Annotated in this window: 15 protein-coding genes; all 15 read left to right on the forward strand. The window is 40.6% G+C overall.

What is annotated here, in order from left to right; translation table 11 throughout:
* The first annotated feature begins 79 nt into the window (after window positions 1-79).
* The 15 genes from DL92_RS0108940 (at window position 80) to DL92_RS0109010 (ending at window position 19009) form a co-directional block, all read left to right on the forward strand.
* Window positions 80-1534, forward strand: a complete 1455-nt coding sequence (locus DL92_RS0108940) for a sugar transferase (RefSeq protein WP_242845847.1) — start codon at window positions 80-82, stop codon at window positions 1532-1534.
* Between the two features lie 10 nt (window positions 1535-1544).
* Window positions 1545-2636 carry a GDP-mannose 4,6-dehydratase gene (locus DL92_RS0108945; RefSeq protein ID WP_026667459.1) on the forward strand — a complete coding sequence of 364 codons (1092 nt, stop codon included), beginning with the start codon at window positions 1545-1547 and terminating at the stop codon, window positions 2634-2636.
* Between the two features lie 14 nt (window positions 2637-2650).
* The gene (locus DL92_RS0108950) at window positions 2651-4216 is read left to right on the forward strand and encodes a DUF6056 family protein (protein ID WP_026667460.1); all 1566 of its coding nucleotides are present in this window, start codon (window positions 2651-2653) and stop codon (window positions 4214-4216) included.
* A gap of 3 nt (window positions 4217-4219) precedes the next feature.
* Window positions 4220-4639 carry a sugar 3,4-ketoisomerase gene (locus DL92_RS0108955; protein WP_026655823.1) on the forward strand — a complete coding sequence of 140 codons (420 nt, stop codon included), beginning with the start codon at window positions 4220-4222 and terminating at the stop codon, window positions 4637-4639.
* An 8-nt stretch (window positions 4640-4647) separates the two neighbouring features.
* Window positions 4648-5592 (forward strand): glycosyltransferase family 2 protein, encoded by a 945-nt coding sequence (locus DL92_RS0108960; protein ID WP_026667461.1) that lies wholly within the window; start codon window positions 4648-4650, stop codon window positions 5590-5592.
* 252 nt (window positions 5593-5844) lie between these two features.
* Window positions 5845-6981 carry a DegT/DnrJ/EryC1/StrS family aminotransferase gene (locus DL92_RS0108965; RefSeq protein ID WP_026667462.1) on the forward strand — a complete coding sequence of 379 codons (1137 nt, stop codon included), beginning with the start codon at window positions 5845-5847 and terminating at the stop codon, window positions 6979-6981.
* 15 nt (window positions 6982-6996) lie between these two features.
* The gene (locus tag DL92_RS0108970) at window positions 6997-8241 is read left to right on the forward strand and encodes a hypothetical protein (RefSeq protein ID WP_026667463.1); all 1245 of its coding nucleotides are present in this window, start codon (window positions 6997-6999) and stop codon (window positions 8239-8241) included.
* Window positions 8222-9772 carry a glycosyltransferase family 39 protein gene (locus DL92_RS0108975; RefSeq protein WP_026667464.1) on the forward strand — a complete coding sequence of 517 codons (1551 nt, stop codon included), beginning with the start codon at window positions 8222-8224 and terminating at the stop codon, window positions 9770-9772. The genes DL92_RS0108970 and DL92_RS0108975 overlap by 20 nt, the downstream gene beginning before the upstream one ends.
* Complete coding sequence (locus DL92_RS0108980; RefSeq protein WP_026667465.1) at window positions 9747-11372, forward strand: hypothetical protein; 1626 nt, start codon at window positions 9747-9749, stop codon at window positions 11370-11372. The genes DL92_RS0108975 and DL92_RS0108980 overlap by 26 nt, the downstream gene beginning before the upstream one ends.
* 27 nt (window positions 11373-11399) lie before the next feature.
* Window positions 11400-12419: a radical SAM/SPASM domain-containing protein gene (locus DL92_RS0108985; protein WP_026655815.1), complete on the forward strand. Its 1020-nt coding sequence runs from the start codon at window positions 11400-11402 to the stop codon at window positions 12417-12419.
* A gap of 28 nt (window positions 12420-12447) precedes the next feature.
* Window positions 12448-14265: a DUF6044 family protein gene (locus tag DL92_RS0108990; protein WP_026667466.1), complete on the forward strand. Its 1818-nt coding sequence runs from the start codon at window positions 12448-12450 to the stop codon at window positions 14263-14265.
* Window positions 14266-14385: 120 nt separating this feature from the next.
* Window positions 14386-15420, forward strand: coding sequence for a hypothetical protein (locus DL92_RS0108995; RefSeq protein ID WP_026667467.1), 1035 nt, complete (start codon window positions 14386-14388; stop codon window positions 15418-15420).
* 36 nt (window positions 15421-15456) lie between these two features.
* Entirely contained in the window at window positions 15457-16398 is a 942-nt protein-coding gene (locus DL92_RS0109000) for a glycosyltransferase family 2 protein (protein WP_026655812.1), read from the forward strand.
* A 14-nt stretch (window positions 16399-16412) separates the two neighbouring features.
* A complete protein-coding gene (locus tag DL92_RS0109005; RefSeq protein WP_026655811.1) occupies window positions 16413-17651 on the forward strand; it encodes a lipopolysaccharide biosynthesis protein in 1239 nt (412 codons plus the stop codon).
* A 161-nt stretch (window positions 17652-17812) separates the two neighbouring features.
* The gene (locus DL92_RS0109010; RefSeq protein ID WP_026655809.1) at window positions 17813-19009 is read left to right on the forward strand and encodes an SGNH/GDSL hydrolase family protein; all 1197 of its coding nucleotides are present in this window, start codon (window positions 17813-17815) and stop codon (window positions 19007-19009) included.
* The last annotated feature ends 760 nt before the right edge of the window (window positions 19010-19769 follow it).

Consider the following 19769-nt stretch of genomic DNA (forward strand, 5'->3'; position numbering starts at 1 on the left):
TTGCGAAATCATGCTATAATGGTTCAGTATGAGTAATAAAAATAAAACATTTCAAACGTACATGCTTTGGCTGATAGATATGGCATGTATCATAATTTCATATGCATTTGCCACATGGCTTAGATACAGTGATTATATGTTACATGTATTTTGGAGCAGATTCCCAAATATAGAGGGGTACGGAGATGAGACAGAACATCGTCTTGTATGTGTTGTCTTTCTCCTGTTTTGTGTTGTCTATTCTTTTCTTGCTGACTGGAACAGGGATTATGCAGTAAGAGGATATATCAGGGAGTTCTTTTCCATTGTAAGATTTATAACTGTAATGTTGGTGGCATCTTCTGTTGTCATATTCTTATTTAACTGGGGAAAGAGTGTATCGAGACTTTTTGTTGTCATATTCGTATTTTTAGATATTCTTCTGACTTATTTTGCGCGAATAATCTTTAAGGATATATTTAGGAAATACATTTCGAGTGATAACAATGCTGTTCGTGTGGTTGTCGTGGCTGAGAGGAATCTTATGGAGGATACTGTCCGCAAATTGATCGGTAATGCCGGTAATCTTGGCTATAAGATTGTAAGAGCTTATGCAGCGGATGCAAAAGAGGAGAGCACGGGCGGTATAAGCAAAGAAAAAGCAGATACGCAGAAATCATCAAGTGATCCGTGGTACATAGACGGTATACATGTCCATGACGGAATAAATAATCTGACATCGCGTCTTATAACGGATCCTTTCGATGAAGTGTTCATCAATACTCCCAATATTCCGCAGAAGGATATGAAAGATATCATTCAGGGATTTGAGGAGATGGGAATCACAACTCACTATAATCTGGAGCTTCCGGGATTTGGCAAGGCCAATACGCAGTTTGATGATTTCCTCGATTACTCGGTTCTTACTTATTCGATGAACAGAACAAGTTATAAGCGTCTCTTTATAAAGAGAGGACTTGATATACTCGGCGGCATCGTAGGACTTATCATTACAGGCATCGTGACACTTTTTCTTGCACCTGCGATAATGATCGACTCAAAGGGACCTGTTTTCTTTTCCCAGACAAGAATAGGAAAGAACGGAAGGCGTTTCAAAATATACAAGTTCAGATCGATGTATATAGATGCCGAGGAGCGCAAGAAGGAACTTGCCGATAAGAACGAGATGAGCGGACTTATGTTCAAGATGAAGGACGATCCCAGGATTACCAAGGTCGGAGCCTTTATCAGAAAGACAAGCCTTGACGAGCTTCCGCAGTTTCTCAATATCTTAAAAGGTGAGATGAGCCTTGTCGGTACAAGGCCGCCTACGGAAGAAGAGTTCAAAAATTACAACGAACATTACAGAAGAAGACTTTCCATGACTCCGGGGCTTACCGGACTTTGGCAGATAAGCGGAAGAAGTGATATCACTGACTTTGATGAAGTGGTTAAGCTTGATCTTGAGTATATAGATAACTGGAGCCTTACCGAGGATATCAGGATAATTTTGAAGACTGTTTATGTCGTGCTCTTTGGAAGAGGAGCCGAATAAGAGGTTAAAAATGTTAGCAAGTAATATAGATCTTAGCGGAAAAAGAGTTTTTGTAACGGGAGCAGCCGGTTTTATCGGATCGAATCTCGTGCTTGAACTTATAAGAAAATATAAAGATACAGGTATTTCTATTCTTGGAATAGACAATATGAACGATTACTACGATGTAGGGATCAAAGAGGACAGACTTAAGAAGATTGATGAACTTACAGGCGGGGATTCTAAGTCTTTTACACTTGTAAGAGGCAGCATTTCAGACAGAAGTGTTATCGATAAGATCTTTAAAGAGTTTAAACCTGAAGTTGTCGTAAATCTTGCGGCTCAGGCGGGTGTCAGATATTCGATTGAAAATCCCGATGCGTATATCGATTCCAATATTATCGGATTCTACAATATTCTTGAAGCGTGCAGACATTCCTATGATGAGGATGTAACAGATGACTCATATAAAGGCGTTCTTCATCTTGTATATGCTTCAAGCTCAAGCGTTTACGGAAGCAACAAGAAGATTCCTTACAGCGTTGAGGATCAGGTCGACAACCCGGTATCTCTTTATGCTGCGACTAAAAAATCAAATGAGCTTCTTGCCCACGCTTATTCAAAGCTGTACGGAATTCCTTCAACGGGACTTAGATTTTTTACGGTTTACGGACCTGCCGGAAGACCGGACATGGCTTACTTTGGATTTACCAATAAGCTTGTAAAGGGAGAGACCATCAAGATCTTTAACTTCGGTAATTGTAAAAGAGATTTCACATATGTTGACGACATCGTTGAAGGTATCGTGAACGTTATGAAGAAGTCTCCCGATGAAAATGAGAACGGTGTAAAGTATAAAGTTTATAACATTGGAAACAACGATCCCGTCAATCTTTTGGACTTCGTCGATATCCTTCAAAAAGAACTTATATCTGCGGGAGTTCTTCCAAGTGATTATGATTTCGAGGCACACAAAGAGCTTGTACCTATGCAGCCGGGCGACGTTGAGATTACATATGCCGATGTGACGGCTCTTGAAAATGATTTTGGATTTAAGCCTTCTACTTCGCTTACGGAGGGACTTAGAAAATTCGCAAAGTGGTATAAAGAGTACTACGGCTAAGGAGTATAACGTAGATGTTTGAATACAAACTTCCTGTTTGGAAAAAAGAGATATCCGCAAAAAAGTTAAGCATCTTTTTTACGGTTGCGTATATTTTGTGTGTGGTTCCCATGCTGATTATGGCGTTCTATAACTTTCCCAGTGCAGATGATTTTTCTATGCCGAACTGGCCGCATCGTTGCTTTGTAGAAACGGGAAATGTATTTTTGTCCATAATAAAAGCCGTTGAGAAAGTCGGTTATGTATATCAGGTTGATGAAGGGTATTTTTTCTCAATTTTATTGACAACACTTGCTCCTGCGGCATATGGTGAACAGTTTTATTTTATCGGAACTTTTTTGGTTCTGGGAATGCTGACATTCGGAGTGTGCTTTTTTTTCAATGCTCTTTTTGTAAAAGCACTTAAGGCAGATAAATATCTTGCTAATACGGCGGCGATGATAACGCTTATTATGTGCACTCAGTTCATTGGCGATACTGAAACCAGAGTCGAGGCTTTTTACTGGTACAGTGGTGCAATAAATTACACGTTTACTTTCGGAATGGCATTTTTCTGGTTAGGGCTTCTGATCGGATGTGTATATGATGAAGATGCCGGGAAGAGAAAGCGCATGTTTATATGGGCGTGCATATGGGGCGTTTGCATGGGGGGAGCAAATTTCATGACTGCTCTCGAGCTTGCGATATGTTCCGTGCTTCTTTTGATAATTATTTTTTTGGAAAAAAAGAATGCTATAAAATTATATGATGCAGATGACAGAATGAGTAAGAGCTTTAGGCAGCTGTATATTCCTGCAATATGCAATCTTGTCGGCTTTGTAATACTTTTGATCGCGCCCGGTAATTACGTGAGAAAGGAAAGTACCAATGGATATCCGCCGGTGAAGGCAGTGCTCATATCGCTATATTCAACGTTTGATGTTATTATTAATAAAATGATGAGGTGGGAAACATTGGTGTTCCTGCTCTTATTGGTTCCCATATTTTGGAAGATGGGAAAAAGCATCAAATACAGATTCAGGCATCCTTTTGTATTTACGGTTTTTGCTTATGCAATGATATCGGCTAATATGACACCGGTGTATTTTGGAACGGGTGATATGGGATCCGGAAGAGTGCGTGCGCTTCCGTGGATGGAATTTGTAATACTTGCGGCTCTAAATATTTTTTATGTTACAATCTGGATAAGGCAGTATCTTGAGGAAAATTACGGCCTGAAGTCAAAAGGTTCTGAGGATGATTTTTCCGGAGCTTCAGTGTCTGTTGTTATGACATTGCTGCTTCTTTTTGTATTCGGATCGGTTCTTTGTATTAAGCCTGATTATCATTATTATTCGGTGACATCATGTCTATATGATCTTGTATCCGGAACAGCTGCGGGATATAAGGCTGAGAACAAAGAAAGACTTAAAGTGTTGCATGATTCTTCGATAAAGAAAGTTGTTTTTAAAGAACATCAATATAAACCTGAGATACTGTATCATTTCGATATAGGGGATGGTCCTGTAGATTGGGCATATAGTTTTACACTGGGGTATTACGACAAAGACGAAATTGTAATTGAGAAGATAGAAAGGTAAAAAATGAGAAGTGACTTTGACGAGAACTATAAAGTTCTTGAATTTAAAGAGTTCGGAGATGAGAAGGGAAACCTTGTAGTTGCCGAAGGATCGGGATTTGACATCCCTTTTGACATCAGAAGGGTTTTCTATATATACGGATCTGAGAGGGATATCAAGAGAGGCAATCACGCCAACAGATATACCAGGTTTGTGCTTATAAACGTAAGCGGAAGCAGTAAGGTTCTTATCGATGACGGCAAGAAGAGAGAAGTTGTGGCTCTCGATAAGCCCAGAATGGGGCTTTATCTGGGACCAATGGTGTGGAAGGAAATGTATGATTTTTCACCCGATTCGGTTCTTCTTTGCCTTGCAAGCGAACATTACATCGAGAGCGAGTACATTCGCGACTATGATGAATTTATAAAAGAAATTAATGGGTAAAAGATATTATGAGTAAACTTTCTATTGTTATTCCGGTTTATTACAACTCGGATACACTGGAGCTTTTATATGACGATCTCAAGGAAAAAGTTCTCGGTAAGCTTGAAGAATATGAGATAGTATTTGTCGACGACGGATCGGGCGACAATTCCTGGGAGATTATAAACAAGATTGCCGCTATGGATAAAAATGTCATAGCTACAAAGCTTTCAAGAAACTTTGGGGAGCATGCGGCACTTCTTGCGGGACTTTCCGTTTGTACAGGTGACTGCGCCGTTACCAAACAGGCCGATCTTCAGGAAGATTCAACACTTATCCTTGAAATGTACGAAAGCTGGAAACGCGGCAATAAGGTAGTTCTGGCTATCAGAGGCTCAAGAGATGAAAATGCCGTTAAGAAGTTTTTTGCAGGCTGCTATTATTGGCTTGTAAGAAAGACTATCAACAAAGATATGCCTCAGGGCGGATGCGACTGCTATCTTGTAGACAGACAGGTAATAAAGGTGCTTGAGATGATGGATGAAAAAAATTCATCTCTTACACTTCAGGTTATGTGGGTAGGCTTTAAGACAGAGAAAATCTACTTCCACAGAAAAGACAGAGAAGTCGGTAAATCCCGCTGGACCCTCGGAAAGAAAATCAAGCTCGTTGTGGATTCAATGATGAGCTTCTCCTACTTCCCGATAAGATGCATGGCGACGGTAGGATTTGTATTTGCGTTGTTATCGTTGATAGGTATCATACTTACCATAAAAGAAAAGCTTACAACAGGAACCCCGATACTTGGATACGCATCTCTTATGAGCGTTGTCCTTTTCGGATTCGGACTTATTTTTATCATGCTCTCAATGCTTGGTGAATACATCTGGCGTACACTTGAGGAATCACGTAAACGCCCTCCGTTCATCATCGACGAAGTACACCGCTCACAAGGCGATAAGGGTGAGAAGTGATTTTTGCGCATGAAAAAATTAAGAACAAATGGAATGTAGTTACTAAGTGAATATGTTGAAACCATATATATGTAAATATTTGCACGAGTTGATGATTTCCGGGATGAAATATCAGAAAAAAGTCGAATGCTTTGAATGACCATGAAATGAGACTTTTTTCTGATATGAATCCATGGAAAACACAACGAGGAAACATTTACATATATATGGTTTCAATATTTGAACTCAGTAACGGAAAGGTACCATCAAAGTATGGAAAAGATCATGCAGGGCCGTATGGACCGCGGATATTTCAGATATCAGAAAGAATATGAGGAGAAGGCTCTCGAGGTTCTTCGCTCGGGATGGTACATCCTTGGAAAAGAAGTCGAGAAATTCGAGGAAGAGTTTGCTTCTTATGTAGGAACGAAGCATTCGGTCGGAGTTGCAAACGGACTTGATGCTCTCTGGCTTGCCTTTAGAGTACTTGGAATCGGCAAGGGCGATGAAGTCATTGTTCAGGGCAACACCTATATCGCAAGCGTAATGGGAATAACCATAAATGACGCGACACCTGTATTTGTTGAGCCTGATGAATACTATCAGATAGATGCAGATAAGATTGAAGAGAATATAACGGACAAGACTAAGGCAATCCTCGTTGTCCATCTCTACGGTCATGCCGCAAACATGGACAAGATCTGTGCTATCTGCAAGAAACACAATCTTAAGCTCGTCGAAGACTGTGCACAGTCTCACGGAGCAAAATATAACGGCAAGATGACGGGATCTTTTGGTGACATCGGATGCTTTTCTTTTTACCCGTCCAAAAACATGGGGGCTTACGGAGATGCAGGCGCTATAACCACTGACGATCCGGAGCTTGCAAGACTTGTTAAAATATACAGAAACTACGGAAGTGAGAAGCGCTACTACAATATGGTGGTCGGTGCAAATTCAAGGCTTGATGAACTTCAGGCTGGACTTCTTAGGGTTAAGCTTACTCACATGGACGAGATAACAAAAGAAAGAGAAGAACTTGCGAACTACTACACAGTAGGAATTGATAATCCAAAGGTGATAAAGCCGTCTGTTGCCGATAATGCAACCTGTGTATGGCATCAGTTTGTACTTAGAGTTCCGACGGAAGGTGCCGGAGAAAACGGTAAGGAAGCATCTTCGGAGCGCGACAGATTAAGACAATATCTTGAAGATAACGGCATAATGACTTTGATACATTATCCGATTCCGCCTCATATGGCAAAGGCTTACGAGTACCTCAGTGTGCCCGCGGGAAGTCTTCCGATCACTGAGCGCTTTGCTTCGGAAGTAATATCGCTTCCGATGTATACGGGACTTACAAGAGATGAGCAGGACAGAGTTATCGCCTGCGTAAATTCTTTTAAATGACGGAGAATAATATACATGAAGAAAGAACTTGCATTGGACAAACTCATAAGAAACCTTATAGATAAGTATTTATTCGAGATAGCTATCGGATTACTTATTCTTATTTCTGTATTCATAAGGTTCAAACTGGCGCCCAATACAGAGCTTTCTCCGGATTATAATTTTTATTATAAAGAATGGGTTGAGTTTTACAGACAAAACGGAATCATCAAGGGACTTTCAAACGCTCCCGGGGATTACTATGTTCCGTTTAACGTGATCTATGCACTGTCTTCGCTTTTTCCTTGCGAAGCATGGGTGCCGCTCAGCATTGTCCCTGCAATATGTGAATTTATATCAGCGTTTTTTATCTACAAGATTTTTTATCTTCTTACGGAAAAAAAGCGCTGCTCTGTTTTTATCGGTGTTATGACGCTTTACCTGCCCTTCGTTATTTTTGACGGAGCACTTTGGAAGCAGGTTGATGCGGTATACACATGCTTTTTGATGATTGCGATGTACAAGCTTTTAAAGCAGCAATACAGGGGCTCAATGATCTGGTACTCTGTTGCTTTTGCGTTTAAGCTTCAGGCGATACTTTTCCTTCCTCTTTACCTGATAATTTACATTACAGGCGGATTTAACGGTGCTGAGAATGAGGAAAAAGAGCTTTCTAAAAAGACGGCTTTCAGTATTCTTGAGTTTTTGTGGATTCCGTTTGTCTATCTTGTTGCCGGACTTCCGGAAGTTCTTGCAAAGCATGGACTAAGAGCAACTTATTTCGCTTATCTGGAACAGACGGGGGAGCTTGATTCGGAAGGATACGGAATGGTATCTTATTGCCCCAATATTTATAACTGGGGGTTCGACGATCATTACAAGCTTCTTTCGACGGCGGCTGTAATGGTACTTGCTGCTGTACTTGTTGTTATCGCGTTTTTTTGTTACAGATTCAGGGAAAAGATAGACAGAAATCTTGTTCTTTACCTTGCGATATGGACATCCTGGACTTGCGTGATCCTTCTTCCGGGAATGCATGAGAGATATGATTATGCGATGCTTATCCTTCTTACTCCTTTTGCGATGATGGTGAGGAAGAAGATAATGCCTTTTATGATAGTTGCAAATATATGCTCGTTGATAGTTTACGGCATTACGCTGTTTGGGGCGGAAATAATTGATATTGCTTATATTTCGATATTTTATGTCGCTTCATATTTGTTTGTTACCGCTGATATCATTGGCCTTTTGAACGGAGGTAATGAGAAAAGTGAAGCTTAAAAAAGCCTTTAATATGGCAATTTGCGCATGTCTTCTTCTCGGTGCGGTGCTGATCCTTGGGTGCAGTTTTTTTACAACAATTTATTACAAGATGCATCAGGAGAATGATAAGCTGTACTTTAAAATGGAAAATATCCCGCTTCTTGTTATATCTGTCGGGCTTAGTCTGTTTATCTTTTACATTCTCAAGAAAAAAGAGATTTTTGCAAAGAACAAAAAGCTTGTGGTAATAGGGCTTGTGTTCTGCGTTTTGTATTGCCTGACGCTGATCTTTTCAATAAAGCCGATGCCGGTCAATGACTCAGATACGCTGGATGAACATATAAACAGCTTTGTAAGAGGTGATTATTCGCAGCTTACGGAAAAAGGCGGCTATCTTTATATCTGGCCTTTCCAGCTGGGATATGTCTTTTTCGGCGAGTTTATGACTAAGGTTTTTGGCTCCGGAAATTATCTTGCGTGGGATATTGCGCAGCTGATATCGATTCTTTTTACAATGTATTTTCTGGATAAAATATGCATGGAGTGTTTTGAAGATGCGGAAATATGCGGCATTATGTCGCTTTTATCTATGGGAGCATTGTTTTTTTACAATTATGTGACTTATATTTACGGCGATATTCTCAGCATGGGACCGCAGACGTTGGCGCTGTATCTGATGATCAGGTACATGAAGACCGGAGAGCAGAGATACGGGCTTGGATCGGGCTTGGCCATTGCTATCGGTGTCATGTTGAAAACCAATTGTGAAATTACTGTAATTGCGCTTATAATGATACTGTTTATTAATGGTATCGGATCCAAAGACGATGATGTCAAAGTGAAGCTAAAAAACAGAGTGATCATAGCAATATGTATGCTGATTTTTGTGTTCGGCCAAAAGGCGTATATAAACAATCACTACACGAAGGTTACGGGACTTGAGCAAATACCCAAAGGTAATCCTTCCGTGGCACATATAGCAATGGGACTTCAGGAAGACGGAGGTCTGGAACCCGGGTGGTTTAACGGTTATAATTATGCCGTTTTTGGAGAAAATAATTACGATACGGAACTTACGAAGAAAGCGGCTATCGCAAATATCAAAGAGAGGATCGATCTTTTTGCACATCATCCTTTTTATGCCGCAAGATTTTTTACAAGGAAATATATAACCCAGTGGGCCGATCCTGTTTGCATTTCAACGCAAAATCTTGATTATGTGAGCAGACATCATGAAATATCGGCGCTGGGAAATAGTATTGTATTTGGATTTGGAAGTACTGTTTTAGCTTGGATTATGAATGTTTTTATGACGCTCTGTTATTTGGGGGTAGTTGTATATCTTATAGAAGTTCTGAGGAAAAGGCATGTTTCGGATTACGAGATGCTGATGTTACTGTTAATCTTTGGTGGAATGGTTTTCCACGAATTTTGGGAAGGGTCCTCACGCTATGCAATGAGATATTACATTTATCAGCTTCCTTTTGCTGCGTGCGGATTAAAGGTGCTACTTGGACTTATTCATGAACATAAACTCAAAAAAATATGATACTCCGGATGAGAGGAGGGACGGGCTGCTTTCATTTGTCTGGTGCCTTATAACGGGTGCCGTGATAATGACAATATGCTCAAGATCTTCTTTCCTGTATGCTTTTAATATATGGGATGATTCGAACAGTTATTTTACAGTCGGAAAAAGTATGCTGAGCGGTATGGTGCCGTACAGGGATCTTTTCGATCAGAAGGGAATCTTTCAGTACAGCATATATATGTTGGCTTCTCTTATCTCTAGAACAACGTTTCTGGGTGTGTACATAATTGAGATATTGGCATGTACAATGGCTCTCAAAGCGGCATTTAGGATCATGCAGGTGTACTTAAGATCTGTTTCCATGCCATACATCCTAACGCCGGTTGTGGGAATTATCGTATATACATCAAGATGCTTTTACTGGGGCGGAAGTGCTGAGGAGTTTCTTTTCCCGTTTATTATGTGGGGAATGTATATTTCGATAAGGCACTTTAAAGAGAACTATCCGGAACCCATGAGATACAAAAGAGTTCTTGTTGGCGGAATTCTTGCGGGATGCGTTTTTCATATCAAGTTCAATTCACTGGGATTTTTCTTTGCATGGATGGCGATGGTATTCTTTGCGGATATCATAGGGGCTAAGGCTGTAAAAAAAGCTTTTGTCAGCTGTGTTGTATTTCTTGGCGGAATGGCGATCACATTTATACCGGGACTTGTATATTTCGGAATGAATAATGCGATCGTCGACTGGGGACGTGTGTACATCTACGAAAATGTTTTCGGGTATTCGAAAAAACTGTCTTTTGCCGAGAGAATGGCCGTTATCTACGATAAGATGACCGATCATATTTACGATAATAAATTAGTGTATTTGACTATTTTTATTGGTGCGTTATACTTTACTGTGGCTCTTGTATTTTCTTTTATTCCGGAAGACAAATACAAGCTTATAAAAAGAGATATAGTTGTAATTCCGGTCAAAGTTGCGGAATATGTCAACATAGCCATGCTTTTGGGATTCCTTACGCTGATCATTTTCATCGGGGGAGTCAGCATAACATATTACCCGTTTCCAATAAATGGATTTACGGTGTTTGGGGTTACCGCGATAGGATATTTACTTGAAGGGTTGTATCTTAAGCTAAATCGCGACGGCTTCAAAGACGAACTTACCGGGCTTACAAGTGCGGTTATGGTATTGATGCTGCTTGTAGCGGGAATTACTGCGTATAATATCTCACCAAATGTTTCGTATATGAAAATTGCGAAAAATGACCTTTGGCTCTATCATTTCCGTGATCATGTGCTTTCAAGCGGAATAGAGAATCCGAAGATCATAAATGAGAACGGTTTTGATGCGGGACTCTACACGGTGACGGATACATTGCCCGTATGCTATTACTTCCAGACGCAGACCGTGAATGAAGAGCATATGCAGAAGGTTCTTGAGGAACAAAAAAGGTTCACTCATGAAAAGATTGTTGATTTTGTGATATCTGTCAATAAACCTGCGGAGGGTGTAGATGATTATGATCTTGTTCTGCAGGAAGACTTTATCGATCCATGGGATCCGAATCAGACCGCTACATACTATTTGTATCAGAAAAAAGCTGAGTGATCGGCTGAGTGGTAAGGAGATTTTTTAATGCCTATAAGAGTAAACAGTTTTATGGGAAAATTTGGCTGGTTTGCGAGAAAGCATTTTCCGATGCTTGCAAGTAACGCATACCTTAAATTACAGTTTTTTACAAGAAGTAAGTCTCAGAAGGCTTATTGTGATTACTTCCTTAATTCCAAGGAAGTTCCGATGCCCAATGTTGTAAATATCGAGACTATCAACAGATGTAATTCCACATGTGCGTTTTGTACAGCCAATGTTCATGCGGAGTGCAGACCTCTTGCAAAGATTGACGACGATGTTTATAAGAATATCATCGATCAGCTTGCAGACTGGGGATATAAGGGACATCTTACACTTTACGGAAATAATGAGCCCCTCTTGGATACCAAGATTGTTGAGAGGCACAAGTATGCGAGGGAGAAACTTCCGGACAGCTTTATTTTCATGTCTACCAACGGACTTATCCTTACTATCGATAAGGTAAAAGAGGTTGCACCATATATCAATCAGCTTATCATCAACAACTATTCGATGGAGATGAAGCTTCATAAGAATATTCAGGAACTCTATGATTATGTAAAGGCTCATCCCGATGAGTTTAAGGACCTTGATATCCAGATTCAGATGAGATATCTTCAGGAAGTTCTTACAAACAGAGCGGGAAGTGCGCCCAATAAGAAGGCAACCGAGAAGGTTATTAAGGAGACTTGTCTTCTTCCTTTCACAGATATGTGGATCATGCCCAACGGCAAGATGGGACTTTGCTGCTGCGATAACTTTGAGACTACCGATTTTGGCGATCTTACCAAGATGAGTCTTAAGGAAGCATGGGGAAGTCCTCAGTTCCAGGCAGTAAGAAAGAAGATTGCAGAGGGAAGACAGAACTATCCGTTCTGTAAGCACTGTGACTTTATTGATGCGGGCTTCCGTATGCAGATTGTCAATGCGATTTTAAGAGGTGACCAGGACGCTGCAAACAAGCTCGGCGGTCATGAGAGAATGAAGATCGGCAATAAGAATAACGAGGATGACAACATTAAATGATCGTCGGCGTTGAGGGGAATTTGACAAAATGAAACTCTTGAAAAGGCGTTTTGTTATATTTGCAGTTCTTTTGTTTATTCTGATTATTTCAGTATTTTATTGTGCCATTGGTGAGAACAGCTATATAGGGGTTCATGACAACATGGACCTCTTTATCGCTCAGTTTGCGATGCTGAGAAACACCGGCACTTTTTTTTCGCACGGAGTCAGCGCACCGTTTCTTGGCGGAGTGTCAAGAGATGTGCTTCCGGGTGAAGCTTCTTTGTATACAGTTCTGTATATGATCTTTTCACCTTTTACGGCTTATATAGTGGGATATGTATTAAAGCTTGGCATTGCTGTCTTTTCCTGCGTGCTGTTATTTGTTGATTGCACGATTCTTTCTGGTGAAAAAATAGATTCATTCTTTGAGCGTGCAAGATTTTGTCTGAAAGAAGAATATGCGCCGGAACTAAATCTGGCCGTGGGCGCGGGATTTCTGTACGGAGTCTTAAATCTTTTTCCGGCGTTTGGGATTTCTTTTGCCTCAATCCCGCTTATAGTCTATCTTCTCAGAAGAATATATTTGACGGAAAAAAGTGACGATCCTAAGAGGGTTCGGAGAATGGCAGGGTATGTTGTGCTTATTTTCTGCTATCCTTTTGTTTCGTACTTTTCATACTTTGGTTTCTTTATTCTGGGATATCTTTTCATAGCAATAATTTGGATGTGGATTCGGGACAAAAGGCCGAGCTTCGGGCTTATCGCGGGGCTTGTGGCGCTTTCAGTGGGATTCGTGGTCTTCGAATACAGATTATTTGGAATGATGCTTTTTTCCGATGTTACTACTATAAGGGATACGATGGTTCAAAGCTATGTGCAGGTATCTGAAGTGCCTGCGCTTGTGGGAGATGTATTTGTAAACGGCATGATGCATGCGGAGGATTGTCACAAGTATTTCGTGATGCCTGTGTGTCTTTTGTATCTGATCTTTTTGAACGGAAGATATGTTTACAAAAAGAATTTCAGGGGTATTTTTACGGATGCATATAATCTCTGTGCGTTGATCCTTGTGTTTAACGCGGTTGTTTACGGTGTTTATTTTATCAGAGAAGTTGACGATGTTTTTGCGACAGTGGTTCCGCCTTTAAAAGGATTTCAGTTTAACAGAACGGTCTTTTTCAGCCCGTTTATCTGGTGCGCAATGCTGTTTATTATTGCATACAGAATGCGCAAGAAAGAAATTTTTAAGGGCGTTTTGTCATATGCGGTCATTGCGACGGCGGTGGTGTTCGTCATCATTACGCCGACAAGATACAATGATTTTAGGGGCACGCTCTATCATATAGTAAAAGAAAATGTCATGGGGAATAAGCTCGATGACCTCAATTACAGAGAGTTCTATTCTGAGGAACTTTTTTCGGATGTAAAAAAGGAGATTGGCTACAAAGAAGGTGAATGGAGCGTTGCTTACGGAATGCATCCCGCCATTCTTGAATATAACGGGATTGCAACGCTTGACGGATATCTGGGCTTTTATCCTCAGAGCTATAAAGAAGAATTTAGAAAAGTAATCGCGCCGGCACTTTCCAAAAATCCGGCTTCAGCAGCCTATTTTGATGAGTGGGGAGCGAGGTGTTATCTCTATTCCGGAACCGATGCGACGATAGTAATGGCAACAAAGAGTATGTATGGCGTTACCGATAACAATATTTATATTGATGCGGGGGAACTTAAGAAACTTGGGTGCAAATATCTCTTTTCACGAATTGATATATCCAATGCGCTTGAAGAGGGACTTGCGCCGATCGGCGAGTACAGCGGACACGGTTCACCTTACAATATCTATGTTTACGGATTAGAGTGAGGATAGGTTCGAAACAAAGGAAATGCTGAATAATGATGTGAATTATGTTATAATGCTATGGATTTATTAATTGTTAAGTGGTTTACCTTTTGGGTGTTTTGACAAAGGGAGATTTATACAATGTCAAAAAAAATAGAATTTGTTGCAGCATTGTGCATGACAATCGGTCTTATGAGCGGTTGCACTTCTTATAGTGAGGGCTCTTCTGCCGCTATCGAAGGGTTTTCAGACGGAGCATCTATAGGCTCATCGGAAGCGTCATCAAAGGAGTCATCCGATGCGCCGGTTGAGGCAGCGACGGCGGCATCAGAAGCATCATCAAAGTTATCTTCGGATGATGTTACTTCAAAGATCAGTGATGTAAGTAAGGATGTAAAGAAAGGCTCGGAAAGCAGCGCAGCGGCTGGTAGCGCATCAACAGGTTCGTCGGTGAGTAAGTCTGCAAGTGACAGCGCTTCTAAAGGAAAATCTGCGGACGACAAGAAAGCAGACGGAAAGAATTCCGATGAAAAGCCAAAGGAAAAGAAGAAATCCAAGAACGGAATTATAATACCTGAGATTGAGGACGGAGTTACCAAGATAGGTGACAGAGGAGTGGAAGTAACTTTCAAATGGGAACCTGATGAGAACATAGACAGGTATGAAATTTCCGTCGAAGGAAAACCTCATGAAAGCACATCATATTCTCATATTGAGGATGTGTATTCTGATGAGCCGAGTTATACATACAAAGATAAGATCAATTATGACATCAGGATTAAAGTAAGGGCATATAAAGGCGATGCGAAGAAAGCCATCTGCGGCGACTTTAGTGAATTTGCATACGGAAATACCTGCGAAGACGCTCTTACAGCTCCAAAAGTAAAAGACGGAGTTACCCGCAAAGGTGCAACCGGCACGGAAGTTTATTTTGCTTGGGAGCCCGTTGACGGCGCCGAGCACTATGAAGTGGTGGTCGAGCACAAGAAGAAGGCTGAATCTGAGTATGATCTTAAAGAGGTTACTTATACCAATGCGCCCAATTATACATATACCGGACAGGGCGAATATGATGTCAGAATAACGGTTAAGGCTCAGACCAATGCCTGGATCAACGGAAAAAAGAAAATGTTTAACAGCGCTGTAAGCGCCTATGCAAAAGGAAAGACATATTGATACATTACTGAAATTATTTACTTGAAGAGGATATTTATGGATAAGATTGCAGTACTGATACCTTGTTACAATGAAGAAAAGACTATAGCGAAGGTTATAAGAGATGCCAAGGCGGCGCTTCCCGAGGCAGTTATTTATGTATATAACAATAATTCGAAAGACCGCACTGCAGAGATCGCAGCAGCTGAAGGCGCTGTTGTTCGCAATGAATTTATGCAGGGAAAAGGCAATGTTATAAGACGCATGTTCCGCGAGATTGACGCGCTTGTATATGTAATGGTTGATGGAGACGATACATATCCCATGGATTCGGCTCCCGAGATGGTTGACCTTGTTCTTAATCATAATTCGGATATGGTAGTCGGAGACAGACTTTCATCAACATATTATCAGGAGAACAAAAGACCTTTCCATAACTTTGGAAATAACCTCGTAAGAGGAAGTATCAACAAGTTGTTCGGATGCAATATCAGAGATATCATGACAGGATTCAGAGCTTTCAGCTATGAGTTTGTAAAGACATTCCCCGTTCTTTCAAAGGGATTTGAGATAGAGACAGAGATGACCATTCATGCTGTTTACAACAACATGCAGATCGACAATGTTGTTATCGAATACAGAGACAGACCGGAAGGATCTGAGAGTAAGCTCAATACTTATGAAGACGGAATGAAGGTTCTTAAGACTATTGCAAAGCTTTACAGGAACTATAAGCCTTTTGGATTCTTTCTCATATTTTCGATGGTACTTGCACTTATATCGATATTCTTTTTGGTGCCGATCGTCACAGAGTATTGGCGTACGGGGCTTGTACCCAGATTTCCTACATTGATAGTTTGCTGCTTTATCATGCTTTCTGCGGTTCAGAGCTTTTTTGCGGGAGTTATACTGTCCACACTTGCGGTTAATAACAGACGTGAATTTGAGATGCAGCTTAACATGCTTCAGCGTCACAAAGAAACAGACATGATGAAATAAGGATTAGCGATCAAATGGAAGATAGTAATACAAAAAATAAGTCGGGGCTTGTAAAAAAAGCCTCCAAAGACTTTATATTCAGTGTTTTGGCGCTGATTATCTATAACGGTGTTCTACAGCTTCTTGTTTATTCCAATATTGAAAAAAGCATTGGAAGGAGCGGATTTGACACCGTTCTTTATTTAATTTCCATCATTTCTGTAATGGGTGCGGGATTTGGAACTGCAGCCAGTTACTCGAGAATGATGGCAAAAAAAGACAGAGAGGAAACAAACGGAGATTACAATGTATTTCTTTTGATGATTGCCGTTCTTTCTATTCCTGTTACTTTCGGAGCTATTTATCTGGCGGAGGGAATATCGCTAAAACTCTTTGTTCCCGTACTTGTTCTCATGATAGTTACGGTTTTCAGGTACTATTCGGACGTTCAGTACAGGATGAACATAAGATTTAAAGAATATTTCTTTTTCTTCTTATCTGTATCTGTGGGATATGTGCTGGGACTTATGTTGTACCCGGTTACCAAGAACTGGGTTCTCGTGATGTTCCTCGGAGAGATTTTCGGTATCATTTTCACTGTTATGACCGGAAAAATATTCAGGGCGCCGTTTTTTAATTTGTCGGGTGCGTTTAAAGAGAATATGAAGTCTGCATGGTACATAGCCATGGGAAACGTGCTGGCAAATCTGATACTTAATTCAGACAGAATTCTCTTAAAGCATTTTGCCGAGGCAGGTCAGGTTACAGATTTTTATACTGCCAGCCTTATCGGTAAGATCGTAGCAATGCTCACGACTCCGCTAAACGGTGTAGTCATAAGCTATCTTACAAATTATAAGATTAAGATGAATAAAAAGATATTTGCCACAATCGGATCGGCTTTTTTGGCACTTACGTTCCTCGGAGCGCTTGTGTGTAGCGGCTTTTCAATGATATATGTAAAGCTGTTTTTTACTCCCGATGTATATGATGGGGCTTCGAAATTTTTCTTTTTGGCAAACCTCGGACAGCTCCTTTATTTTATCTCGGGTTCATTGATGGTTGTGCTTCTTGCGTTTACGGAAGAAAAACTTCAGTTTATTATCAATCTCATTTATGGAATTGTTTTTGTGACCATAGTGATCCCGGTTACGTATAAGTGGGGAATGGTAGGATTTGCCTATGGCCTTGTTGCGGTGAACATCGTGAGATTCGTTACTGTAATAATACTTGGAGTTGTAAAACTCGGAAAAAAGAAAGAGACGGAACAGTAATAGTTATTGATATTACACATGTATGTTGTTGAACAAAAGACAACTTCTTAAGACTTTCTTAAGATTGATTGTAGATTTCATTAATTTTTGTACTCCTGTCGGAACGTTTTGACAGATTGGTGTTAAAATAGGACTTGGTGAAGTATCAGCGAGGAGGAAAAATGAAGAAGAGAAAAATAATTAGTTTTATTGTGGGGGTAACAACGGTAGCTATGCTGACTTGCGGATGTACTGCAATTGATAAAAATGCAGACACTGCACTGGAATTTATAAATGACGATCTTGCCGCAAGCATGAGCGGTAAAAGCGATCAGGCTTCAGAAGCCGGAACGTTGGTTTTGGCAGAGGATATTTATAAGCCGACACTTGATGAAGCCAATGCTGAAGCTTCAACTTCGGTTGAAGATACTAAAGAGGAAGAGCAGCCGCAGGAAGACGAAGACAAAGTAGTCATGGTATTTATCGGCGACAGCCAGATTGAGAACGGAAGAGACAGCGGCAACGATCTTGCTTCTCTTGTATCTGAAAGAGTTCCGAATTCTGTCGCATATAATCTCGGAATCGGTGGAACAACCGCTGCACTTGAGCATTCAACTACAGATTCATCATTGTCTAAGTGGGATTCTATTTCTTTTAACGGAATAACCTACGGTCTTGCGGGAAAGATTGACAGAGACAGAGTTTTTCAGAATTATCCCCACGTTCTGAGTAATATGAATAATATAAATCCTGAGAAGGTTGATTATTACTTTATAGAATATGGTGCAAACGATTTCTTTGATAAAATGCCGCTTGATAAAACACAGTTTGAAGGCAATCCGCTTCATTCATATTATGAAGCTCTTGAAGAAGGCGTGAGAACTCTTAAGGAGATCAGTCCCAATGCAAGAATTGTCCTTATGACTCCTTTCTACGGAATTTATAAGGATACCAATGGAAAGTTCCTTGGCGATTCTTATGTAGTAAGTTACGGAATAGATACTCTTGCAAATTATGCAAGAAAAGCACTTAATGTAGCGGAAGATCTTGATCTTATCGATTTTGATGCGATGAACGACGACAAGAAGTGCGATCTCTACCTTGATACGGCGGAAGAGTATCTTTTGGACGGAACGCACCTCACATTAAAGGGAAGACAGGTATTTTCAAGGCTTCTTGCTCATATCCCCAACTACTATGAGGAAAATGAGCCATTCGCATACCTTGAGAATGACACTATCAAAATTGGCCAATTCGATCCCGATGAGTATTTCATGATCTCGGATGACAAGCTCAGAGATAATTATCCCGAGGCTTATGAGAAGCTCAAGTCCGGAGCATATCCGCTTGCCAGAGAGCACGGCGCAGGAGCTGAGTAACGCCGGGGGTATATGTAAACGGACGACCTATATAGCCATTTTTCACAGCCTGCAGCGATGGTATCAGTTTTGAAATGCTTGTGTTCGGCTGCGCAGTGATTTTCATAATTTCATAAAACCCGAAAATGCCTCCTTTCGACGTTGCTCAGGGAAGTCGGCATTTTCGGGTTTTATTTAATTTGAAAATCATCTTGCTCGTCCGAGAACTGCACATTTCAAAACTGATACCGTCTTTGCCGTCTGCGAAAAATAGCTATATAGGTCTGTTGTTTTACCATATCCCGCTCGGCATATATTGATGTAAATGAGTGCGTTTCATATCCTATAAATAATGTAATTGCTATATAGCCAATATTGTGATAAAATGTTAATACTTTGTTAATGTAGCGTATACTTATGAAGGCGTACAGGTGGGCTATTCGCCACTACGCAGTTCCATAAGTCAGGTTTTCACAGTATTTATGTGAGTTGTAACATTCAAGAGCATAAGCAAGCGGAAATCTTTATTCTGTTCTCGCTCCGTTTGTTTGAGCCCATTTATGGGCGAGTTTAGGAGCGAAGAATAAAGATTACCGCTTGCTTATGCCTTGAATGTCAACGAACATAACCCCTGTGCAAACCTGACTTATGGAACGCATATCGCCAATACCCCCAAATGTCGCACATGGAGTGCTATCTTGAAGAATGTTATGGGGTAGGGTATACTACTATTATTGTTCGTCTCCAAGATAATGAACGGACGATTATTTAGAAAATGAGG

The organism is Butyrivibrio sp. AE2005 (assembly GCF_000686965.1).
Lineage (GTDB): Bacteria > Bacillota > Clostridia > Lachnospirales > Lachnospiraceae > Butyrivibrio > Butyrivibrio hungatei_A.